We start from the raw sequence: 17,007 nt of genomic DNA on the forward strand, positions 1-17,007 counted from the left end.
GCCGACTTGAAGTGGCAGCATGCTCTTGAACGGACATTCGAGCAAGAGGACAAGACGATGCAACAGGCTGGAACACTCACACAAGAGAGGAAACAATCGGGGGTTACGATCACGCTGGCTCTGGCGATGCTACTGGCCTCGCTCGGCACCAGTATCGCCAATATTGCACTGCCGACGCTGGCCGAGGCATTTTCCGCGCCCTTTGTCGAGGTGCAGGCGGTCGTCATCGCCTATCTTGCAGCTATGACAACCACAGTCGTCATAGCCGGTCGGCTCGGCGACAGTCATGGACTGAAACCCGCGCTGCTCGCGGGCATTGGCCTGTTCTTCATTGGCTCGCTTTTAGGCGGTCTTGCGCCGAACCTGTGGTCGCTGATCGGTGCGCGCGCACTTCAGGGCATTGGTGCGGCCTTCCTCATGACGCTTTCCATGGCGCTGATGCGTCAGACGGCGAGCGAAGCGAACGTAGGGCGAGCCATGGGCCTGCTCGGCACGGTCTCGGCGCTGGGCACGGCGCTCGGTCCTTCGCTGGGTGGGCTGGTGATTCCGGCAATGGGATGGCGCGGCATCTTCTGGATGCAGCTCCCGCTAGCGGCCATCGCCTTGTTGCTGGCTTTCACCTTGCTGCCGAGCGACACCGGTAAGGAGAAGGCACCCTCAGTAAGTCTGTGGTCTGTGCTGAACAGGGGCCTTGTTCCCAATCTTCTCGTCAACCTGCTGGTCGCCGCCGTCATGATGACGACGCTCGTGGTCGGCCCGTTCTATCTCGGCCTTGGGCTCGGCCTGAAGGAACGATTGGTGGGGTTCCTCATGGCGATTGGTCCAGTGATCTCAATCTTCAGCGGCGTTCCCGCCGGGCGACTGGTTGATGCTTGGGGGAGCGGCCGGGTGCTGGCGATTGGGCTCGTTCTCATGGCCGTCGGTGCCTTCCTTCTGGCGCTCTTGCCAAACATGATCGGAGTCGTTGGCTATGTATTCTCAATCATCGTCCTGACGCCGGGCTACCAGCTCTTTCAGTCCGCCAACAACACCGCCGCGCTGGCGGATATTTCAACGGATCGACGCGGCACGGTCTCAGGACTCCTCAGCCTGTCGCGGAACATTGGGTTGATCGGGGGTGCATCCATCATGGGGACGGTCTTCGCCTTTGGCGTCGGGACGGAAGAGCTTGCCCATGCCGCTCCTGCGGCGATTGCCAGCGGCATGCAGTTCACCTTCCTGCTCGCCGGTGGAATGATAACTGTCGCGATAGGCGCCCATGTTTTTGTAAGGCGGTCGTAACCCGCATTGCTGTTAGCGGAACAGGATCAGGAGATGCAAAAATCCTGACTTCCCGTCGGAAGCATTTGCGAACTGGAACGCTCCCAAACTCCTGTCACGTTTGGGTGCACCCTAGAGTGACATTCAAATGTAACGCGCGCGGAGGTCCGAGTTGGAAACCATCATGCCGTTTCTGCACGCGGGTGACGAACTGGTGGTGATGCGGCTTGATCGGCTCGGCCGTTCCACACGCGACGTTCTCAATCTCGTTCATGAGCTTGACGAAAAGGGGGCGCCCCTCCGCGTTTTTGAGCCCTAAGTCACGACAGCCAGAAGCATGGGGCGAATGGTCATCACCATCCTCGGTGCGGTCGCAGACATGGAACTCAAGTTCATCAAAGACAGGCAACGATCGGGCATCGACGCGGCAAAAGCTGACGGCATCTACAAGGGCAGGAAAAAGAATGTTGATAACGTCGAAATCCTCGGGCGGATCGCTGCCGGCGCGACCAAAGCCCCCCTTGTCCGCGACCTGAACATTTCCAGGATGACTATTTATCGCGCCGTGGAAGTTCAAAGCTCGCCGTCAGATTCTATGTGATCACCCATTCGCCATCTGTTCTTTGAGCTGGCCAACATCGCAGCTTCGGGCCGACTGGGCCTACAAGGTTGGTGCGACGAGGGGAGTGCGGTTGCGGCAATTGTGGTGGTTTTTGAGGTTCGGCAGAACGCCGAGGGAGGGAAGAAACTCAATTACTGTAAGAATATACAACGCCAAGTTATTGATTCTTATGGGCTGATATGCTGCCTTTCGAGAGTGCTAAGTTCGAGTCTGATCGCGCCTACCAAACAAATCCGCTCTCTGCTGGGCGGTCTGGAAGGGGTTCACCGAAAGGTGAGCCCTTTTTGTTTGGGCTAATTTCAGGTGGATTTGCAAAAGCCCGGATTCACCAGTTGCAACCCTCATATCCGACACGCATGCCACATGTGCACTGCATTTATTCCCCTCACCTGCATCTGTTTCGAAATCTGCTCCGCTCTGACAATGATCGAGCCTGGCCGCTTGAGTACCTGATCAACATTCGGGGTACCGAGTCGACTGGGAAGACAACCTGTTCTTGAGTGGGAGACATAATGGCAAAGCTCGCGTTTTTCATGATTGGATTTCTGGTGCTGACCATTGGCATCGCTCTCCTGGCAACCATCCCGCCGACATAGCGGCCTTGCGTCAGCGCTGACCCTTGTCACCTGCATCGGATCTGCTATGTTGTATGACGTCGTATAAATGTGCTGCATCTCTCTGCGTCATCACAACAATAAGGAATCATCGATGAAGAACTACAAACTGCTGCTCGGTTTTCTGTGTCTGTTCGGCGGCTACGTAGCCACCGCTCACGCCTCTGACGAAGCTGATGTTGAGAAAGCGGTGGATAAGCTCACCCAGGCGATGTGGCACAAAGACATAGCCGAACTGCAGGCGCTGACGGCGGAGAACCTGACTTATGGTCACTCCAGCGGCACTATTCAGGACAAGAAGGCGTTCATTTCCGACATTGAGACAGGCAAAAGCGCATTTCAAGAACTGAAGATGCTCAATCAGAAAATCACAATGTCCAACGACGTTGCGCTGGTTCGCAATCACTTCTCCGCTCAGGCCATCAACAGCGGGAAAGTGGTGCCAACCGAGATCGAGAACTTCCAGATCTGGCAGAAGCAGGGTGGCAAGTGGTTGCTGATTGGTCGCCAAGCCTTCCGTTTTTGATCGGTAGCCCATGTTCTGTATCGGTAATGGCTGGAACATGGCAATCCCGGCATGAAATCGCTAAGCGGTGACATGCGGCCGGCGGCGGGTTTATTTCAACCCGCTTGCCTGGCGTAGGACTTGACGATGGCTTTGGTGGCCGTGCTGGCATTGAGGTCACTGACGTTTTTCATGTGCAGCCACTTGCAGGCCGCGATCTCATTCTGCGGCGAGGGTTTGGCCGACGCCGAGACCTCCGCCGTGAAAATGTGATGAATGACTTTGTCTTTTCCATACTCGGCCAGATAGATCAATTCAAGATCCTCCAAACCGGTTTCCTCGCTGAGTTCCCGGATGGCTGCTTGTTCCGGCGTTTCACCGGTTTCGATTTTACCGCCCGGTAATGCCCATCTCGATTTCGGTTTGCGCACGTAGAGAATCATTCCATCGCGCCTGCAAATCACTGTCGCTCGTTCTTTCATAGCTGCTCTACCTTTTCACACGACCAATGGCCACTGCGGGTCGTTTGCTTGTATTGCTGTGCTCGAAGGTAAATCAGTCATTTAATGGCATGGATCCACTGCTATAAATTCGCTGTCATAAATCCTTCACAATTATTATATGAGCATTAATGATGCCAAGTGTGGTGCATATGTATTTTGATAAAAAAAGCCCGGTAAAGGACCGGGCTGGTGATATCGCGCGGGGCAGATGGCTGTCGCAATGACCTCTGCCATCACGCTCTATTCATGACTGCTGAAAAAATCCGGTTTCGCTACAGAACCGGCGATCCTGCGGTAAGTCTGGTCATCCGTGGCCGCCAGGAACTTTCTGCCATCCTTTAATGTTGCCCAGAACGTGACTTCTGTTTCTTCCCCCGCCAGCATGAGACCCGCCGCTGCACCCATCGGGCCTAACATCAGGGCGCCTGCGAGTCCCAGGCCAATTGCGTCTTCCACTTTTTTACTGGATGCCTTGCTGGCAACTCCCACCGATTTGAGTGCCTTGCCCGGAATATGGATGCCAGGCCAAGGATGCAGGGGCGTCTCGAGTCTGATTGCGCCGCAGATATACTCCCCATCACCCTGAAGAAAGTCACCCGCTAATACCTTGATCTTAGCCATGTGATATCTCCCTTGTTTCAACGAGAACATTGATTCGATGCCCCATAAAAGTGCGTGTCAAGCGTGCAGGGACGAAGCGCTGACTCCCTTGAGTAACAGAAAATTGCAGTCCTGTCGGGCATGCCGAATAGAGCAGGCGGGCGCATTACTGGCGGTGGTGACCGGTCATCGGAGAACTTCTGCCAAAACACAGCCACGAGTGTCCATATCAATTACAGGGCAGTCACAAAGCTGCCGATAGCTACAAGCTGCAGTTGAATGGATGGAATTGTTATGACGCTCCGCAACGATTTTCAAAGTCAGGCAAATGCGTTGATGGTAGAACTGGACGACTCCACTTCAGTGATGATGGGCATGGTGTGCTCGCATCAGACCACAGGTCCAGTCTGGGAAGCGGCATCCATGCGCCAAAGCACTTCATTCGGTCGCCTCGCCGCGTTCCTCAAGCGCTCGGATCACTTTGGTCCTGCCTTGGGCTGAGTGAAGCGTTATGGCTGAGGTTTATACGCACCTTATCGCTTATCTATTCAAGGATGAGCAGCGGGAACAGTCATTTGAACTGACCGACGCCGTGCTGCCAGCCCATGTGGCTGCATTACATCTGTTGCAGTTGCACTTCGGCGATGGGGAAAACAGCCTGATCATGCCTACTGCTGATTCCGCGCCCGACGAGATCATGCAACAGGCGCTGTTGCTCGGGATTTCTGATATCCGTTCCCAACCCGCAGCGCCGGTATAAAGGCAGCTACATCGGCGGCGTCACGCCGTCCTTGCCTGCAGATATAGCCTGTGCTGACAAACTGCCATCTGCGGCTTTCTGGGCAAACATCACGACCTTGACCCCTGGCTTCAACAAACTTCTGTCCCCCGGGACCAGATTTACAATGGGCACGTCTTCAGGAATGACAATCGTCTTCTGTCCGCCCTTGTAGTTCACTGTGATTGAGCGCCCGTTGCTGGTAACCAGATCGCCCACAGCACCATTGGTCATGGTGCTGTCCTTGGTCAGATCAAACGGGCGATGCCCGTCGCCGGTGCTGGCCATTTCCGGCGGGAAGACATGGATTTCCAGGGCCTTGAGTGTGCCGTCCGGTAGCGGAACGGCGGCCGAGCCGATGTAGCTGCCCGGTTTGATGTCCGCAACCTGGGCCAGCGTGACCCCGCGAACCTGGGTTTCCTTCAGCAGGTTGACGGTCAGATCTTCACCTCGATTGGTGCGGACCTTCAACACGTCACCCTCAATCGCCGAGATCGTCCCTCGCACGCCCACTCTTGGCGCCGGAGCATCCTGCGCAACACTCTGACTGGCGCCCAACAGAAAAGACGTCAGCACAGCGGTGGACAAAAGCATGCCGCGCAATGACTTGCCGAGTAGAAAGTTCATAACCGTATTTACCTGTGGGTCGATCGAGGAAAACTGCAGCTTACACCCAAACCTGAATCCTGCCGAGATTAATATCCCACATAATGGGATATGAATTCATATATTGAAATATATAAACATCTCGTCTAAGGTCGCTTCAACGGTTTCGCCGACTGGTGCCTTCAAGGCCAGCGGTCCCGACAATAAAGACAAAAAAGACAACAGAGGGCTGTTTATGTCCAATCCCATCGAGACTGGCCTGCATGCCAGCACCATCGGAAGACTCAACTTGAAGTTGATTCCATTTCTGATGCTGCTCTACATGGTCGCTTACATCGACAAATCGAATATATCCGTCGCTGCACTGCAGATGAACGCTGACCTGGGCCTGACCGCACGCATGTACGGGCTGGGCGTCGGGCTGTTCTTCCTCACTTACATCCTGTTCGAAGTGCCCAGCAGCCTGATCCTTACCAAAGTCGGCGCGCGTCGCTGGATTGCCCGGATCATGATTACCTGGGGCATCGTCGCCGCGGGGATGTGTCTGGTTCAGACCGCCAATCAGCTTTACGTCATGCGCCTGTTATTAGGCGCTGCGGAAGCCGGTTTCACGCCCGGTATCATCTATTACCTGTCCCAGTGGTATCCAAAGACCGATCGCGCCAGGGCCATGTCGTTTTTCTACATTGGCGCAGCGTTGGCATCGGTGATCGGCCTGCCGCTGTCCGGAGCATTCCTGCACATGGACGGGATCTTCGGCGTCAGCGGCTGGCGCTGGCTGTTCCTGCTTGAGGGAATTCCGGCGGTGGTACTTGGCATTGTCGTGCTGCGTTACCTCCCGGATTCGCCGGAAACCACCCACTGGCTGGATGCGGCGCAGAAGAAATGGCTGGCGCGCACCATTGCCGCCGAGCAGGCCACGACGCCGATTTCCCATAAAGATGCGTGGCACGTTGCCTTTCGCAGTCGCCGGGTCTGGCTGCTTAGCCTGTTCTGGTTGCTCCAGGCGTTTGGCACCATCGGGATTACGCTGTTTTTGCCGCTGATCGTACAGTCCGTATCCAAGCAAGGCTCCTTCACCGTGAGTGTCATGTCGGCGCTGCCATTCTTCGTCGCCTGTATTTTCATGTACTTCAACGGTCGCCACTCGGACAAATCGGGCGAGCGCGGCTGGCACTTGGGCGGGCCATTATTGGGGGCCGGGGTGTTGCTGGCGTTGGCGGTTTTCAGCGGTAATCAGTGGCTTTCCTACGGGATGCTGGTACTGGCCGTGGGTCTCAACTGGGCGGCAACGCCCGTGTTCTGGGCGACCACGACTGAATACCTCTCCGGCCCTGCGGCGGCTGTCTCCATTGCCTTGATCAACTCCATTGCCAACCTGGCCGGGCTGGGTTTGCCGCCTGCGATGGGCTGGATCAAGGACGTCACCGACAACTACGACTATGCCTTGCTGCTGGTTGCCGGGGCGTTGCTGGCAGGCGGTGTTCTGGGGATTTATCTCGGGAAGGGGAAATCACCTACAGTTGCTCAGCCTGTTACTCAAAGGAATGTTGATGAAACCTCACGTGCTTAAAATCGCCCGGCTGCCGGATCTGCTCAACGAGCGTTTGTATGACCAGTACGAGGTAACCGACTCGACGGAAAACCCTGCAGACCTGCCCGCCAGCGCGTTCGGTGTTCGTGCGCTGTTGGCCAATGGTGAATCCCGGGTTAGTCGTGAGTTGATCGAAAAGCTGCCCGAGCTGGAAATCATCGTGGTATTCGGGGTGGGTTACGACGGCGTGGACGTCCAGGCCGCCAGGGAGCGGGGCATCCGTGTGACGCATACGCCGGATGTGCTCACCGACGATGTTGCTGACTTCGCCATGGCCCTGCTGCTGGGCATCGGCCGCCGCACCGCTGACGCTGACCGCTTCGTCCGCGCCGGAGCATGGTCCGACGGGCCGTTTCCGTTTACCCGCAAAGTCAGCGGTGCCCGGGTGGGCATCGTCGGACTTGGCCGAATTGGCAAGGCAATCGCGCGCCGTGCAGCGGGTTTCGACATGCGAATCGCTTACACCGGTCGCAGCCCTCAGGACGTGCCTTATGAGTTTATTGGCTCGGTCGTTGAATTGGCGGCAGCAGTGGATTTCCTGGTGATCGCAGTGGGCGGCGGTGAAGAGACGCTGCATCTGGTCGACACTGATGTCCTGAATGCCTTGGGCCCGCAAGGCATTTTGATCAACGTCGGTCGCGGCAGTGTGGTCGATGAAGGCGCGCTGGCCGCCGCGCTGCGGGACAAGCGCATTTACGCGGCGGGGCTGGACGTTTTCGAGCACGAACCGCAGGTCCATCCGGATTTGCTCGGCCTGGATAACGTATTGCTGACGCCGCATATGGCCAGCGCGACTCAGGACACACGGCAGGCGATGGCGGACCTGACGCTGAGCAACCTGGCGGCGTATTTCGCCAGGGAGACGTTGCCGACCCCCATTCCAGAGTGACCCCGAAGCGCCATTGCAGGCTGACAACCTGCGACGACTTTCATGCTCATTCACGACATTGTTTTGCCCGTGAGTGATAAAGAAGTGAAATAACTCAACTTTCTTACAGGTCAATCGAATATCCCGCTTGCGCCGCCCAACACCCGCCGCGAATATAAGCTCTCGCGGTTTCTGGTTTTGGAGCTTTCATGAATGTACTTCACTTGGCCCATGACCAGAGACGTCCCGACCATGGCGAAGGTGCAGCAGCGGAATTGATTGCGAGCATGGAAGCGTTAACCCTTACAGCAAGTCAGGCCACTATCGAGACGCTGCTCCTGGCTGCAAAAAGCCAGGTGGCGGATGTCCCTTGGGCGGTCTACGGTGCTGGCGAATCCATGTATTTGTTGGGCCAGGGATCGGCACTGCCCGCGCCCGACTGGCCTGCCAGTCTTCAGGCCAGCCAGCTCGACGCGCTGTGTCGAAGTCAGCGCCTGCATCGCTGGCCTGCCGGCAGAGGCGAGGAGGCGTTGGGTTGGTTGCTGGCACCGCAGGATCAGTGCGCGAACCCGGAGCTGGCTACTCTGGCTTTGCAAGTTGGCTACCAGTTGCAGACCCAGGCGTTGGCGCGCGCGCAGATTACTCAGCGGGTGTTGTACGAGATCACTTATCTGGCCAGCACCACCCGGCATCGTGGCGCGTTTCTGGAGGGCGTACACAAAGAACTCGCCACGCTGATCGACGCTGAAAACTTTTACCTGGCCCTTTACGATGCGGGCACCGGCAAAATCACCTATCCCTATTACGTCGATATCACCGATGTCGATGCCCTTGAACCTGAAGCGCACGAATTCCTCGACCCGTCCCAGATATCAATGACTGGCTATGTCTTGACCACTGGCCAGCCGCTGTTCGTCGATGCGGCGGATATTGAACGCGCCAGCCAGGAGCAAACGTTTTTTTGCCTGGGGCATCGGCCCGAGTTCTGGATGGGCGCGCCCCTCAGAAATGCTTCGGACGACGTTTTCGGCATGCTGGCCATGCAGGTTTACGACGTGTCGCGGGTCTACAGCGCAGAAGATCGCGTGTTGTTCCAGGCCGTTGCGCGTCATGTGGCCATGGCGCTGGACCGTATTCTGCACCGCGCCGACCTCGAGCGAACCGTGCTGTTGCGCACCCAGGAGCTGTCCGCGCTCAACGCCGCGCTGCGTCAGGAAGTCCTCGATCGTGAGCGCGCCGAGCATTTGCAGAGCGCGTTGTTTCAGATTGCCGAGCTGTCGAGCCAGCCGGGAGACATGGCCGAGTTGTTTCACAGTCTGCATCTGATCGTTGGCGAGTTGCTGGTGGCGCTGAACTTCTATATTGCGCTGTATGACACCGCGACCGGCGAAGTGACCTTTCCCTACTACGTTGACGAGCGCTTGACCACGCGACCTTCGCCGCGCAGTGGCCAGCGTGGCTTTACCGAATATGTGATCCGTCAACGACGTGCCTGCCTGATCGACAGCGACGATGCGCTGCGCCTTGAAGCGCTTGGCGAGATTGAAATAGGCAACGAGGACAATCGATCATCTTCCTGGTTGGGAATACCGCTGTTCGAAGGTGATGATGTACGCGGCCTGCTGGCCGTACAGAGTTATTCGCCGCTGGTGAGCTATTCATTGCGCGATCAGGAACTGCTGACCTTTGTTTCTCGCCATATCGACACCGCGCTGTCCCGACGCAGTGCCGCCGAGGCCGTGCACACTGACAATCTGCGTCTGGAGGCCAGGGTTCGCGACCGTACCCGCGAACTTGATCAGGTCAACGCCCGGTTGCAGCACGAGAATTCTCACGATTCCCTGACCGGCCTGCCCAATCGCAGCCATCTGCAGCAGCGCTTGCATGCCGCCTGGCAGGAGTTTCGCGATCATGGCCAGCCGATGGTGGTGATGTTCATCGACCTGGATCGCTTCAAGCTGGTCAATGACAGCCTCGGTCATCATTTCGGTGACCTGCTCCTGACTCAGGCAGCGGACCGCTTGCGCAGCTGTATGCGTGAAAGCGATTTGCTGGCGCGGTTGGGCGGCGACGAGTTTGCCGTGCTGGCGGTCAGCGCGACGCTGGATATGGCCGTGGGTATTGCCCAGCGAATTCTCCAGGCCTTCGATCTGCCGTTTCGTGTAGATGCGCATGCGGTGTTTTCATCGTGCAGCATCGGCATCGTCGGCGCCGACAGTCAATTCCACCATGAACCCACGGACTTGCTGCGCGATGCCGACATGGCCATGTACCGGGTCAAAAATGGCGGGCGTGACAGCTACGCGGTGTTCAATCAGGAGCTGCGCCGGGAAGTCTCAGATCAGGTCGAGCAGGAAGGCGCGCTGCGCAATGCACTCAAACGCACTGACGAGCTGATTCCATACTTCCAGCCGATCATCGGGATCGAAACCGGCAAAATACTGGCCCTCGAAGCACTGATTCGCTGGCGCCAGCCTGACGGGCGAGTGATTGCGCCCGGTCACTTCCTGCCGGCGCTGGAAGGCTTGCGGCTGATCGGGCGGCTGGATCAATACATGTTGCAGAGCGTTATCGCGATCCTGGCGCAACCGGCTAATAGTCATTGGCCAACTGTCCACGTCAACTGCTCCAGCTATAGCATCACCCGCCCCGAGTTCGCCGGGGAGCTGCTGGACATGTTGCAACGCTACGAGGTTGCCCCGTCGAGGATTTGCCTGGAATTGACGGAAGGCGCGCTGGTGGCCGAGCCGGAACTTGCCCGGCAATCCATGAAACAGTTGGCGGACCATGGCATGTCAGTCGTACTGGACGATTTCGGTGCGGGGTTCTCGTCGCTCAGCTATGTGCATCAATATCACTTCAGCGGCTTGAAGATCGACAAATCGTTCATTCTTGAACTCACCACCAGCGCGCGCAGCCGCGCAATCGTGCGGGCCATCGTGCGCATGGCGCAGTCGCTGGATCTGACCGTTGTCGCCGAAGGCGTGGAGGACGAAGCGACTCTCGACCTGCTACGTGAAATAGGCGCAGGCCAAGCACAGGGCTATCACTTCTCCGTACCGTTGCCGCAGGAGCGGTTGGTTCTGGGTGATGATTTCCCGCAATGAGCGTGCGGCAGTGGGCTGCCACTTGTGGTTGCCCTTTGCCGCTCTCACCGCCTGAAAAATCGTATGCGCAGCTTTCAATACCCGTAATCAAAGGCTTGTAGCGAACTTCGTGAAGTGGCACTGGTTTTGCTGAGTTATGCGTACTGCACTTTGCAGCAGGAGGTGAGCGATGAATACAGCCAGCATCAGCGCGCTCCATCACTTGGTATCACAAGTGGTAGGGCGCAAGACCCAGGAGGAGGCGTCTACCGACGCGTTCGCCGTTCCGGTCGCCCCGGCCAGTCCGGTTCCAGCGGTGGACGCAGTCAGCGAGAACACCCGCGACAGCAGCAAGGATTCAACCTTTGACGAAGCGTTCGCCAAGTTGTTGGTGAACCTGAAGGCCTCGACCCAGGCGACGGATGCGCAAGCCGCATTTTCGCCCCTGGCTGTTGATACCAGTATTGCGGCCAGGGATTCGGCCGTGACCAGCGAGGCCGATGTGGCCGCAGCGACGTCTTCGACTTCGACTTCCTCGGCGCAACAGCAATTCATGGATTTCATGAACCTGTCGCCTGCCGAGCAGATGCGCGAGAAGCTGACAGGGGTGAGCAAGGAAGAGTACGAAGCGATGTCGCCGGAGCAGAAACTGTCCGTTGATAACAAGCTTCAAGCGGCTTTGAAAGAACAGCAACAAACAGCAACTGCCGATATCAACGGCAAGATCCTGGCGGCCAGGTTGGCGTTGGTTTAAAGCCTTCCTCCAAACGCAGTCTCGTTGGATCGAGGCTTGCTGTAGGACCGGCTTTAGCCGGGAGGGCAATTGACGCCTTCGCGACTAAAGTCGCTCCTACGGCCGGTTCGCGTGTTCGCCGCGCTATATCACCCCAACTGCGCTCGATATGGCAAATCCGGGCCGACCCTGGTGCAGGTCAGCGCTGCGGCTTTCACTGCGAATCTGAGCATTTCATCCAGGGTTTCCCGAGTCAGCGAAGGCAAGCTGGCCGGGCTGTCGAGTTGCCGCTCGGTGAGGAAGGTGATCAGCGCTGCCTGAAAAGTATCGCCCGCGCCAACGGTGTCGGCAGTAATCACTGTCTGCGCTGGAATCGACCAACTGCCGTACTGGCGGGTGAAGATGCTTGCGCCCTGAGTACCGCGTGTCAGGACGACCAGCTGGCAGCGCTTGCCGAGCCAGCTCTGCGCTATTTCTTCAGGACTTCGCTCCGGATAAAGCAGCGTCAGGTCCTCGTCGCTGACCTTGATAATGTGCGCATGCTCTGCAAAAGCATTGATCTGCTCGCGCCAGCGAGTGATGTCCGGGGCCGGGTTGAGGCGCACGTTAGGGTCCAGCGTAATCAAACGCTGGTTACTTTCGCGTGCCACCAAGGCCAGCAAAGTGTCGGCTATCGGCTGCACCACCAGGGAAAACGAACCCACGTGAATGCCGCGTACTTCGTCGCTCAGTTGCGGCAGATCGCCCAGTCGCAATTGTCGGTCCGCGCAGCCTTCGCCGCGAAAGCTGTAGTGGGGCGAGCCATCGGCACCTACGGCAACCATCGCCAGCGTCGTGGGCGCGTCGAAATCCACCAGATGGTCCGCCCGTACGCCTTCTTCCTCCAACACCTTGCGCAGTCGTCGGCCGAGATAGTCCGTGGACAGCCCGGCAAAGAAAGCGCAGTCCACACCCAGTCTGCGCAAGCCGACTGCGACGTTGAATGGCGAACCTCCGGCAATCGCCTGAAAGCCCAATGTGTTGCTCTTGCCAGCGCTGCCTGGCTGGCTGAAAAAATCGAACAGCGCTTCGCCACAAACCAGATACATAGGTGCTCCCTGAAATAGTGCGTCAGTGCTGTCAACCGACCTGCAACTGACTGCGATAGTGCTCATAGACGCGTTGATAAGCCGCGACGTTTTGCTCGCGCGGCCGGGTTTCACTGGCCGAATCCAGGCTGACGCAACGCATACACAATTGCTCCAGGGTTTGCTCGGCGTCAGTGGCCCCGGAAAAACACCAGGCGGCCTGAATCGCAGCCCCGAGGGCCGCAGCCTCGCTGTGTTCGGTGCAGATTACCGGCGTGTTCATGATGTCCGCGACGATCTGCCGCCACACCGCGCTTTTCGCGCCGCCGCCGATCAGCCGAATGTTGTCGCTGCGTATGCCGCTGGCGCGCAGCAGGTCCAGGCCGTAGCGCAAGCCGAATGTGGTGCCTTCGACCACCGCACGACTGAGATTGGCCCGCGTCAGATTGCTGCTGTCCAGACCCAGGAGGCTGCCGGTGGCGTGGGGCAGGGCGGGCACGCGCTCGCCGTTGAGGAATGGCAGCATCAGCACGCCTTCGGCGCCTATCGGTGCCTGGTTGACCGCCTCGTTGAAGGCGGCGATATCCAGCCCCAGCAATTCGCGAATGGCGCTGCTGGCGTTGGTCAGGTTCATGGTGCAAATCAATGGCAACCAGCCGCCGGATGATGAACAGAACGTCGCGACTGACGGTTGTTCGCTGACCTGCGGCTGATCGGCGAAGGCGTAAACGGTGCCGGACGAGCCGAGACTCATGGTGATGGCCCCCGGTTGAATGTTGCCGGTGCCGATGGCGCCCATCATGTTATCGCCGCCGCCGCTGGAAACCAGCGCCGCGGGGTTCAGCTCCAGTAACTGGGCGATGTGCGGCAAAATCTGCCCCACCGGTTGCTGCGCCTCCAGCAACTCGGGTAAGGCCCGGCGCAAGCGGCCGCTGGGATCGATGTGCTCCAGCAGCGGCAGATCCCATTCCCGGGTGCGTACATTGAAATAGCCGGTTCCCGAAGCGTCGCCGTATTCGCTGCAGCAACGGCCGGTCAGCCAGTAGTTGAGATAGTCATGAGGCAACAGAATCTTGGCTATCTGCGCAAATACGTCGGGGTGTTGCTCCAGGGTCCATAAGAGTTTGGACACCGTATAACCCGGCGCAATGGCGACCCCCAGACGTGCCAGCGAGCCACTTTCGCCGCCCAGATATTCCAGCAATCTGTCGTTTTCCGGTGCGGTTTCGGTGTCGCACCAGAGTTTGGCCGGGCGCAACACCTGGCCCTGGCTGTCGAGCAGCACCAGACCATGTTGCTGGCCGGAAACGCCGATCCCCTGAATCTCGGAGCCGGAAATGCCAGCCTGGATCAGTGCTTCCCGGGTCGCTTGCTCAAACGCTGCAAGCCACTGCTGCACGTCCTGTTCGCGGCGCCCGTTGGCGCCACTGATCATGCTGTGGGCAGCAGAGCCCTGGCCCAATACCTTGCCGCTGACGGCGTCGAGGACAATGGTCTTGGTGCCTTGGGTGCCGCAATCGATTCCGAGAAACATGGGCGCCTCAGACAGTTTTGGCCAACAGGTTTTCCAGGGTCTTGCTGACCCCCAGTTCCTTCAGGCTGTTGAGATTGTGTTCAAAAGCGGCAACGAATTCGGCAGATTGCGGGATGGCAATGCCGAAAATTTCTTCGACTTCCAGCAAGCGCTGAGTGATCAACACGTCATCGGCCACCAGCGCCTTGCAGAATGCGGCGCGCGGATCGACAACGGTATAAGCCACGCCATTTTCACCCGCGCTGCGTTGCAGATACACGGCCCAGGCCGCGACCACCAGCGACGCCCGCTCAAGATTGCCTTGATCGAGAATCAGCCGATTGATGGTCGGCACAGTGAACTTGGGAAATTTCGACGAGCCGTCGGAGCAAACCCGCTCCAGCTGGTCGGCAATCGCCTGATTGGAAAAGCGTTCGATCAGCGTGTCTTTGTAGCCTTCCAGATCGATTCCGGGCACCGATGCCAGCTGCGGCGTGACGTCCAGATCCATATAAGTGCGGATGTACCGCACGAACAACGGGTCGTTCATGGTTTCGTGAACGAAGCGATAGCCTTTGAGGGCACCCAGATAGGTCAACGCCAGATGGCTGCCGTTGAGCAATTTGATCTTCATCTCTTCGTAAGGCGTAACGTCATCGGTGAACTGCACGCCGACCTTTTCCCAGGCCGGACGCCCGTCCACGAATTTATCTTCCAGCACCCATTGCACGAAGGGTTCGCAGACCACGGGCCAGGCGTCATCGATGCCTTTGTCATCCGCCAGTTGCAAACGATGCGCCGAGCTGGTCATGGGTGTAATGCGGTCGACCATCGCGTTGGGGAAACTTACCTGTTCGGCGATCCAGTCGTGCAGATCCGCATCGCGCAGCGCGGCAAATGCCAGCAGCGCCTTGCGTGCGACCGCGCCGTTGTGGGGCAGGTTATCGCAGGACATCACGGTGAAGGCGGGCGTAGCGCTGGCGCGGCGCTTGCTCAAGGCCGCGCAGAGCAGACCGAATACGGTTTTCGGTTGGTCCGGGTTGCCGAGGTCGTACTGAATCTGCGGCAAATGGGCCATGAACTCGCCATTGCTGTCGTCGATGCAATAGCCGCCTTCGGTGATGGTCAGCGAGACGATGCGAATCTGCGGGCTGGCCAGTTTGTCGATCAGGGCCTGAATGCCGTCTTCGGCCAGCAGCATGCCGCTGATGGCGCCGATCACGCGGGTTTCGGTGTCCGGCGTGTCGCCCAGTTCGTAGAGCGTGTAGAGAAAATCCTGACCGGCCAGCGCGTCATGCACGGCGCGATCTTCCGGACGCAGGCCGATGCCGCAGATGCTCCAGTCGTGCCCTTCGCCGGTGTTCATCAAGGCATCGGTATAAAACGCCTGATGCGCGCGATGGAAACCGCCGACACCGATATGGGCGATGCCCTGTCGCGTCGCGGCGGGAGAATAGGCCGGGAGAGCGATGTTTTCTCCCAACTGAGACAGATTTTGTTTGTTCAGTTTCATGGTAGCGATCTCTAAGACTTAGGCGGCAACCTGCAAGGCTTTGGCAATCACCAGGCCTTGGGCGTCGAACAAATGACAGTGCGCGCTATCCAGATGCAGATTGAGCGTCTCGCCGTACTGGCTGGCCAGGTCGCCGCGAATCCGCATGGTCAGCATCTCGCCGGCGTGAGTACGCACATGGCAATAGGTATCGCTGCCCAGCCGTTCGCTGACGTCGGCGATAACCTGCAACTGGCAATCGCCTTCTCTGGCGAGATTCAAATGCTCGGGGCGGATGCCCAGAGTGACCGGATTGCCCACGCTCATGTGCGCATTGGTGAACGGCAGGCTGATGCGCGTGCCGGCGTCCAGTTCGACTTCGCAGCCAGCGGCCTCGACACGGCTGACCTTGCCCTTGAGAAAGCCCATTTTCGGCGTGCCGAGAAAACCGGCGACAAACAGATTGGCCGGGTGGTGGTACAGCTCCAGTGGCGAGCCGACCTGCTCGACCTTGCCGCCGTTGAGCACGACAACCTTGTCGGCCAGGGTCATGGCCTCCACTTGATCGTGGGTCACGTAGATCATCGTTGCTTGCAGCTCTTTATGCAGGCGCGACAATTCCAGGCGGGTCTGCACGCGCAAGGCCGCGTCAAGGTTGGACAGCGGTTCGTCAAACAGAAAGATTTTCGGATTGCGCACGATGGCGCGGCCAATGGCGACACGTTGCCGCTGGCCGCCAGAGAGCTGCTTGGGTTTGCGCTCCAGCAGCGGGCCGAGTTCGAGAATGCGCGCTGCTTCATCGACTTTGCGTTTGATTTCGGCCTTGTCGCCACCGGCCAGGTCCAGGGCGAACGACAGGTTTTTACCCACGGTCATGTGCGGATACAAGGCGTAGGTCTGGAACACCATGGCCAGGTCGCGTTTGGCTGGCGTCACTTGGGTGATATCACGGCCATCCAGTTCGATGGTCCCGGAAGTCACGTCTTCAAGACCTGCGATAAGACGCAGCAGGGTGGATTTGCCGCAGCCAGACGGGCCGACGAAGACCACGAACTCACGGTCGTTCACGTCCAGGTCGATGCCTTTAATGATTTGGTGGCCGTCGAAGCCTTTTTGCAAATTTCTGATACTGAGGTTAGCCATGATGGCCTCCGTTCTTGTTCTTA

General features: G+C 58.2%; 15 protein-coding genes and 1 pseudogene. 9 read left to right on the top strand and 7 right to left on the bottom strand.

What is annotated here, in order from left to right:
* Positions 1–57: 57 nt before the first annotated feature.
* The 3 genes and pseudogenes from CFII64_RS25765 to CFII64_RS25775 all read left to right on the top strand — a co-directional run bounded on the left by CFII64_RS25765 (position 58) and on the right by CFII64_RS25775 (position 3,022).
* Positions 58–1,281 (top strand): MFS transporter, encoded by a 1,224-nt coding sequence (locus CFII64_RS25765; protein ID WP_020293804.1) that lies wholly within the window; start codon positions 58–60, stop codon positions 1,279–1,281.
* 151 nt (positions 1,282–1,432) lie between these two features.
* Positions 1,433–1,861, top strand: a pseudogene (locus CFII64_RS25770) (recombinase family protein).
* A 729-nt stretch (positions 1,862–2,590) separates the two neighbouring features.
* Positions 2,591–3,022 carry a nuclear transport factor 2 family protein gene (locus CFII64_RS25775; RefSeq protein WP_020293805.1) on the top strand — a complete coding sequence of 144 codons (432 nt, stop codon included), beginning with the start codon at positions 2,591–2,593 and terminating at the stop codon, positions 3,020–3,022.
* A 95-nt stretch (positions 3,023–3,117) separates the two neighbouring features.
* Here the strand turns inward: CFII64_RS25775 and CFII64_RS25780 are convergent, their stop codons facing one another.
* Positions 3,118–3,483, bottom strand: coding sequence for an NUDIX hydrolase (locus CFII64_RS25780; protein ID WP_044901696.1), 366 nt, complete (start codon positions 3,481–3,483; stop codon positions 3,118–3,120).
* A 261-nt stretch (positions 3,484–3,744) separates the two neighbouring features.
* Positions 3,745–4,125 carry a hypothetical protein gene (locus CFII64_RS25785; RefSeq protein ID WP_020293807.1) on the bottom strand — a complete coding sequence of 127 codons (381 nt, stop codon included), beginning with the start codon at positions 4,123–4,125 and terminating at the stop codon, positions 3,745–3,747.
* A gap of 273 nt (positions 4,126–4,398) precedes the next feature.
* On the opposite strand from CFII64_RS25785, the gene CFII64_RS25790 reads away from it, so the two are divergent.
* Both CFII64_RS25790 and CFII64_RS25795 read left to right on the top strand, forming a co-directional pair.
* On the top strand, positions 4,399–4,605 hold the full coding sequence (locus tag CFII64_RS25790) for a hypothetical protein (RefSeq protein ID WP_020293808.1): 207 nt from the start codon (positions 4,399–4,401) through the stop codon (positions 4,603–4,605).
* A 10-nt stretch (positions 4,606–4,615) separates the two neighbouring features.
* Positions 4,616–4,864: a hypothetical protein gene (locus tag CFII64_RS25795; RefSeq protein ID WP_020293809.1), complete on the top strand. Its 249-nt coding sequence runs from the start codon at positions 4,616–4,618 to the stop codon at positions 4,862–4,864.
* 6 nt (positions 4,865–4,870) lie between these two features.
* Here the strand turns inward: CFII64_RS25795 and CFII64_RS25800 are convergent, their stop codons facing one another.
* Positions 4,871–5,476 (bottom strand): hypothetical protein, encoded by a 606-nt coding sequence (locus tag CFII64_RS25800; RefSeq protein WP_156883285.1) that lies wholly within the window; start codon positions 5,474–5,476, stop codon positions 4,871–4,873.
* Positions 5,477–5,723: 247 nt separating this feature from the next.
* Here CFII64_RS25800 and CFII64_RS25805 point away from each other — a divergent pair, with 247 nt between their 5' ends.
* The 4 genes from CFII64_RS25805 (at position 5,724) to CFII64_RS25820 (ending at position 11,790) form a co-directional block, all read left to right on the top strand.
* Positions 5,724–7,061: an MFS transporter gene (locus CFII64_RS25805; protein WP_020293811.1), complete on the top strand. Its 1,338-nt coding sequence runs from the start codon at positions 5,724–5,726 to the stop codon at positions 7,059–7,061.
* Positions 7,042–7,971: a 2-hydroxyacid dehydrogenase gene (locus CFII64_RS25810; protein ID WP_020293812.1), complete on the top strand. Its 930-nt coding sequence runs from the start codon at positions 7,042–7,044 to the stop codon at positions 7,969–7,971. The genes CFII64_RS25805 and CFII64_RS25810 overlap by 20 nt, the downstream gene beginning before the upstream one ends.
* Positions 7,972–8,159: 188 nt before the next feature.
* A complete protein-coding gene (locus CFII64_RS25815) occupies positions 8,160–11,057 on the top strand; it encodes an EAL domain-containing protein (protein WP_020293813.1) in 2,898 nt (965 codons plus the stop codon).
* A gap of 169 nt (positions 11,058–11,226) precedes the next feature.
* A complete protein-coding gene (locus CFII64_RS25820) occupies positions 11,227–11,790 on the top strand; it encodes a hypothetical protein (protein ID WP_020293814.1) in 564 nt (187 codons plus the stop codon).
* A gap of 128 nt (positions 11,791–11,918) precedes the next feature.
* Here CFII64_RS25820 and CFII64_RS25825 read toward each other — a convergent pair whose 3' ends face one another.
* Genes CFII64_RS25825 through CFII64_RS25840 form a run of 4 tightly spaced genes read right to left on the bottom strand, consistent with a single transcriptional unit; the run spans position 11,919 to position 16,984 of the window.
* A complete protein-coding gene (locus tag CFII64_RS25825; protein WP_020293815.1) occupies positions 11,919–12,857 on the bottom strand; it encodes a carbohydrate kinase in 939 nt (312 codons plus the stop codon).
* A 31-nt stretch (positions 12,858–12,888) separates the two neighbouring features.
* Entirely contained in the window at positions 12,889–14,370 is a 1,482-nt protein-coding gene (gene xylB / locus CFII64_RS25830; protein ID WP_020293816.1) for a xylulokinase, read from the bottom strand.
* A 7-nt stretch (positions 14,371–14,377) separates the two neighbouring features.
* Positions 14,378–15,862: a mannitol dehydrogenase family protein gene (locus CFII64_RS25835; protein ID WP_020293817.1), complete on the bottom strand. Its 1,485-nt coding sequence runs from the start codon at positions 15,860–15,862 to the stop codon at positions 14,378–14,380.
* Between the two features lie 18 nt (positions 15,863–15,880).
* Positions 15,881–16,984 carry an ABC transporter ATP-binding protein gene (locus tag CFII64_RS25840; RefSeq protein ID WP_020293818.1) on the bottom strand — a complete coding sequence of 368 codons (1,104 nt, stop codon included), beginning with the start codon at positions 16,982–16,984 and terminating at the stop codon, positions 15,881–15,883.
* Between the last annotated feature and the right edge of the window lie 23 nt (positions 16,985–17,007).

This window comes from Pseudomonas sp. CFII64 (assembly GCF_000416235.1).
Lineage (GTDB): Bacteria > Pseudomonadota > Gammaproteobacteria > Pseudomonadales > Pseudomonadaceae > Aquipseudomonas.

What these genes read in the sequence shown, in the direction of transcription:
- CFII64_RS25765 (WP_020293804.1), top strand. Translation starts at nt 58, where the DNA reads ATGCAACAGGCTGGAACACTCACACAAGAGAGGAAACAATCGGGGGTT.
- CFII64_RS25775 (WP_020293805.1), top strand. Translation starts at nt 2,591, where the DNA reads ATGAAGAACTACAAACTGCTGCTCGGTTTTCTGTGTCTGTTCGGCGGC.
- CFII64_RS25780 (WP_044901696.1), bottom strand. Translation starts at nt 3,483, where the DNA reads ATGAAAGAACGAGCGACAGTGATTTGCAGGCGCGATGGAATGATTCTC.
- CFII64_RS25785 (WP_020293807.1), bottom strand. Translation starts at nt 4,125, where the DNA reads ATGGCTAAGATCAAGGTATTAGCGGGTGACTTTCTTCAGGGTGATGGG.
- CFII64_RS25790 (WP_020293808.1), top strand. Translation starts at nt 4,399, where the DNA reads ATGACGCTCCGCAACGATTTTCAAAGTCAGGCAAATGCGTTGATGGTA.
- CFII64_RS25795 (WP_020293809.1), top strand. Translation starts at nt 4,616, where the DNA reads ATGGCTGAGGTTTATACGCACCTTATCGCTTATCTATTCAAGGATGAG.
- CFII64_RS25800 (WP_156883285.1), bottom strand. Translation starts at nt 5,476, where the DNA reads ATGCTTTTGTCCACCGCTGTGCTGACGTCTTTTCTGTTGGGCGCCAGT.
- CFII64_RS25805 (WP_020293811.1), top strand. Translation starts at nt 5,724, where the DNA reads ATGTCCAATCCCATCGAGACTGGCCTGCATGCCAGCACCATCGGAAGA.
- CFII64_RS25810 (WP_020293812.1), top strand. Translation starts at nt 7,042, where the DNA reads ATGAAACCTCACGTGCTTAAAATCGCCCGGCTGCCGGATCTGCTCAAC.
- CFII64_RS25815 (WP_020293813.1), top strand. Translation starts at nt 8,160, where the DNA reads ATGAATGTACTTCACTTGGCCCATGACCAGAGACGTCCCGACCATGGC.
- CFII64_RS25820 (WP_020293814.1), top strand. Translation starts at nt 11,227, where the DNA reads ATGAATACAGCCAGCATCAGCGCGCTCCATCACTTGGTATCACAAGTG.
- CFII64_RS25825 (WP_020293815.1), bottom strand. Translation starts at nt 12,857, where the DNA reads ATGTATCTGGTTTGTGGCGAAGCGCTGTTCGATTTTTTCAGCCAGCCA.
- xylB (WP_020293816.1), bottom strand. Translation starts at nt 14,370, where the DNA reads ATGTTTCTCGGAATCGATTGCGGCACCCAAGGCACCAAGACCATTGTC.
- CFII64_RS25835 (WP_020293817.1), bottom strand. Translation starts at nt 15,862, where the DNA reads ATGAAACTGAACAAACAAAATCTGTCTCAGTTGGGAGAAAACATCGCT.
- CFII64_RS25840 (WP_020293818.1), bottom strand. Translation starts at nt 16,984, where the DNA reads ATGGCTAACCTCAGTATCAGAAATTTGCAAAAAGGCTTCGACGGCCAC.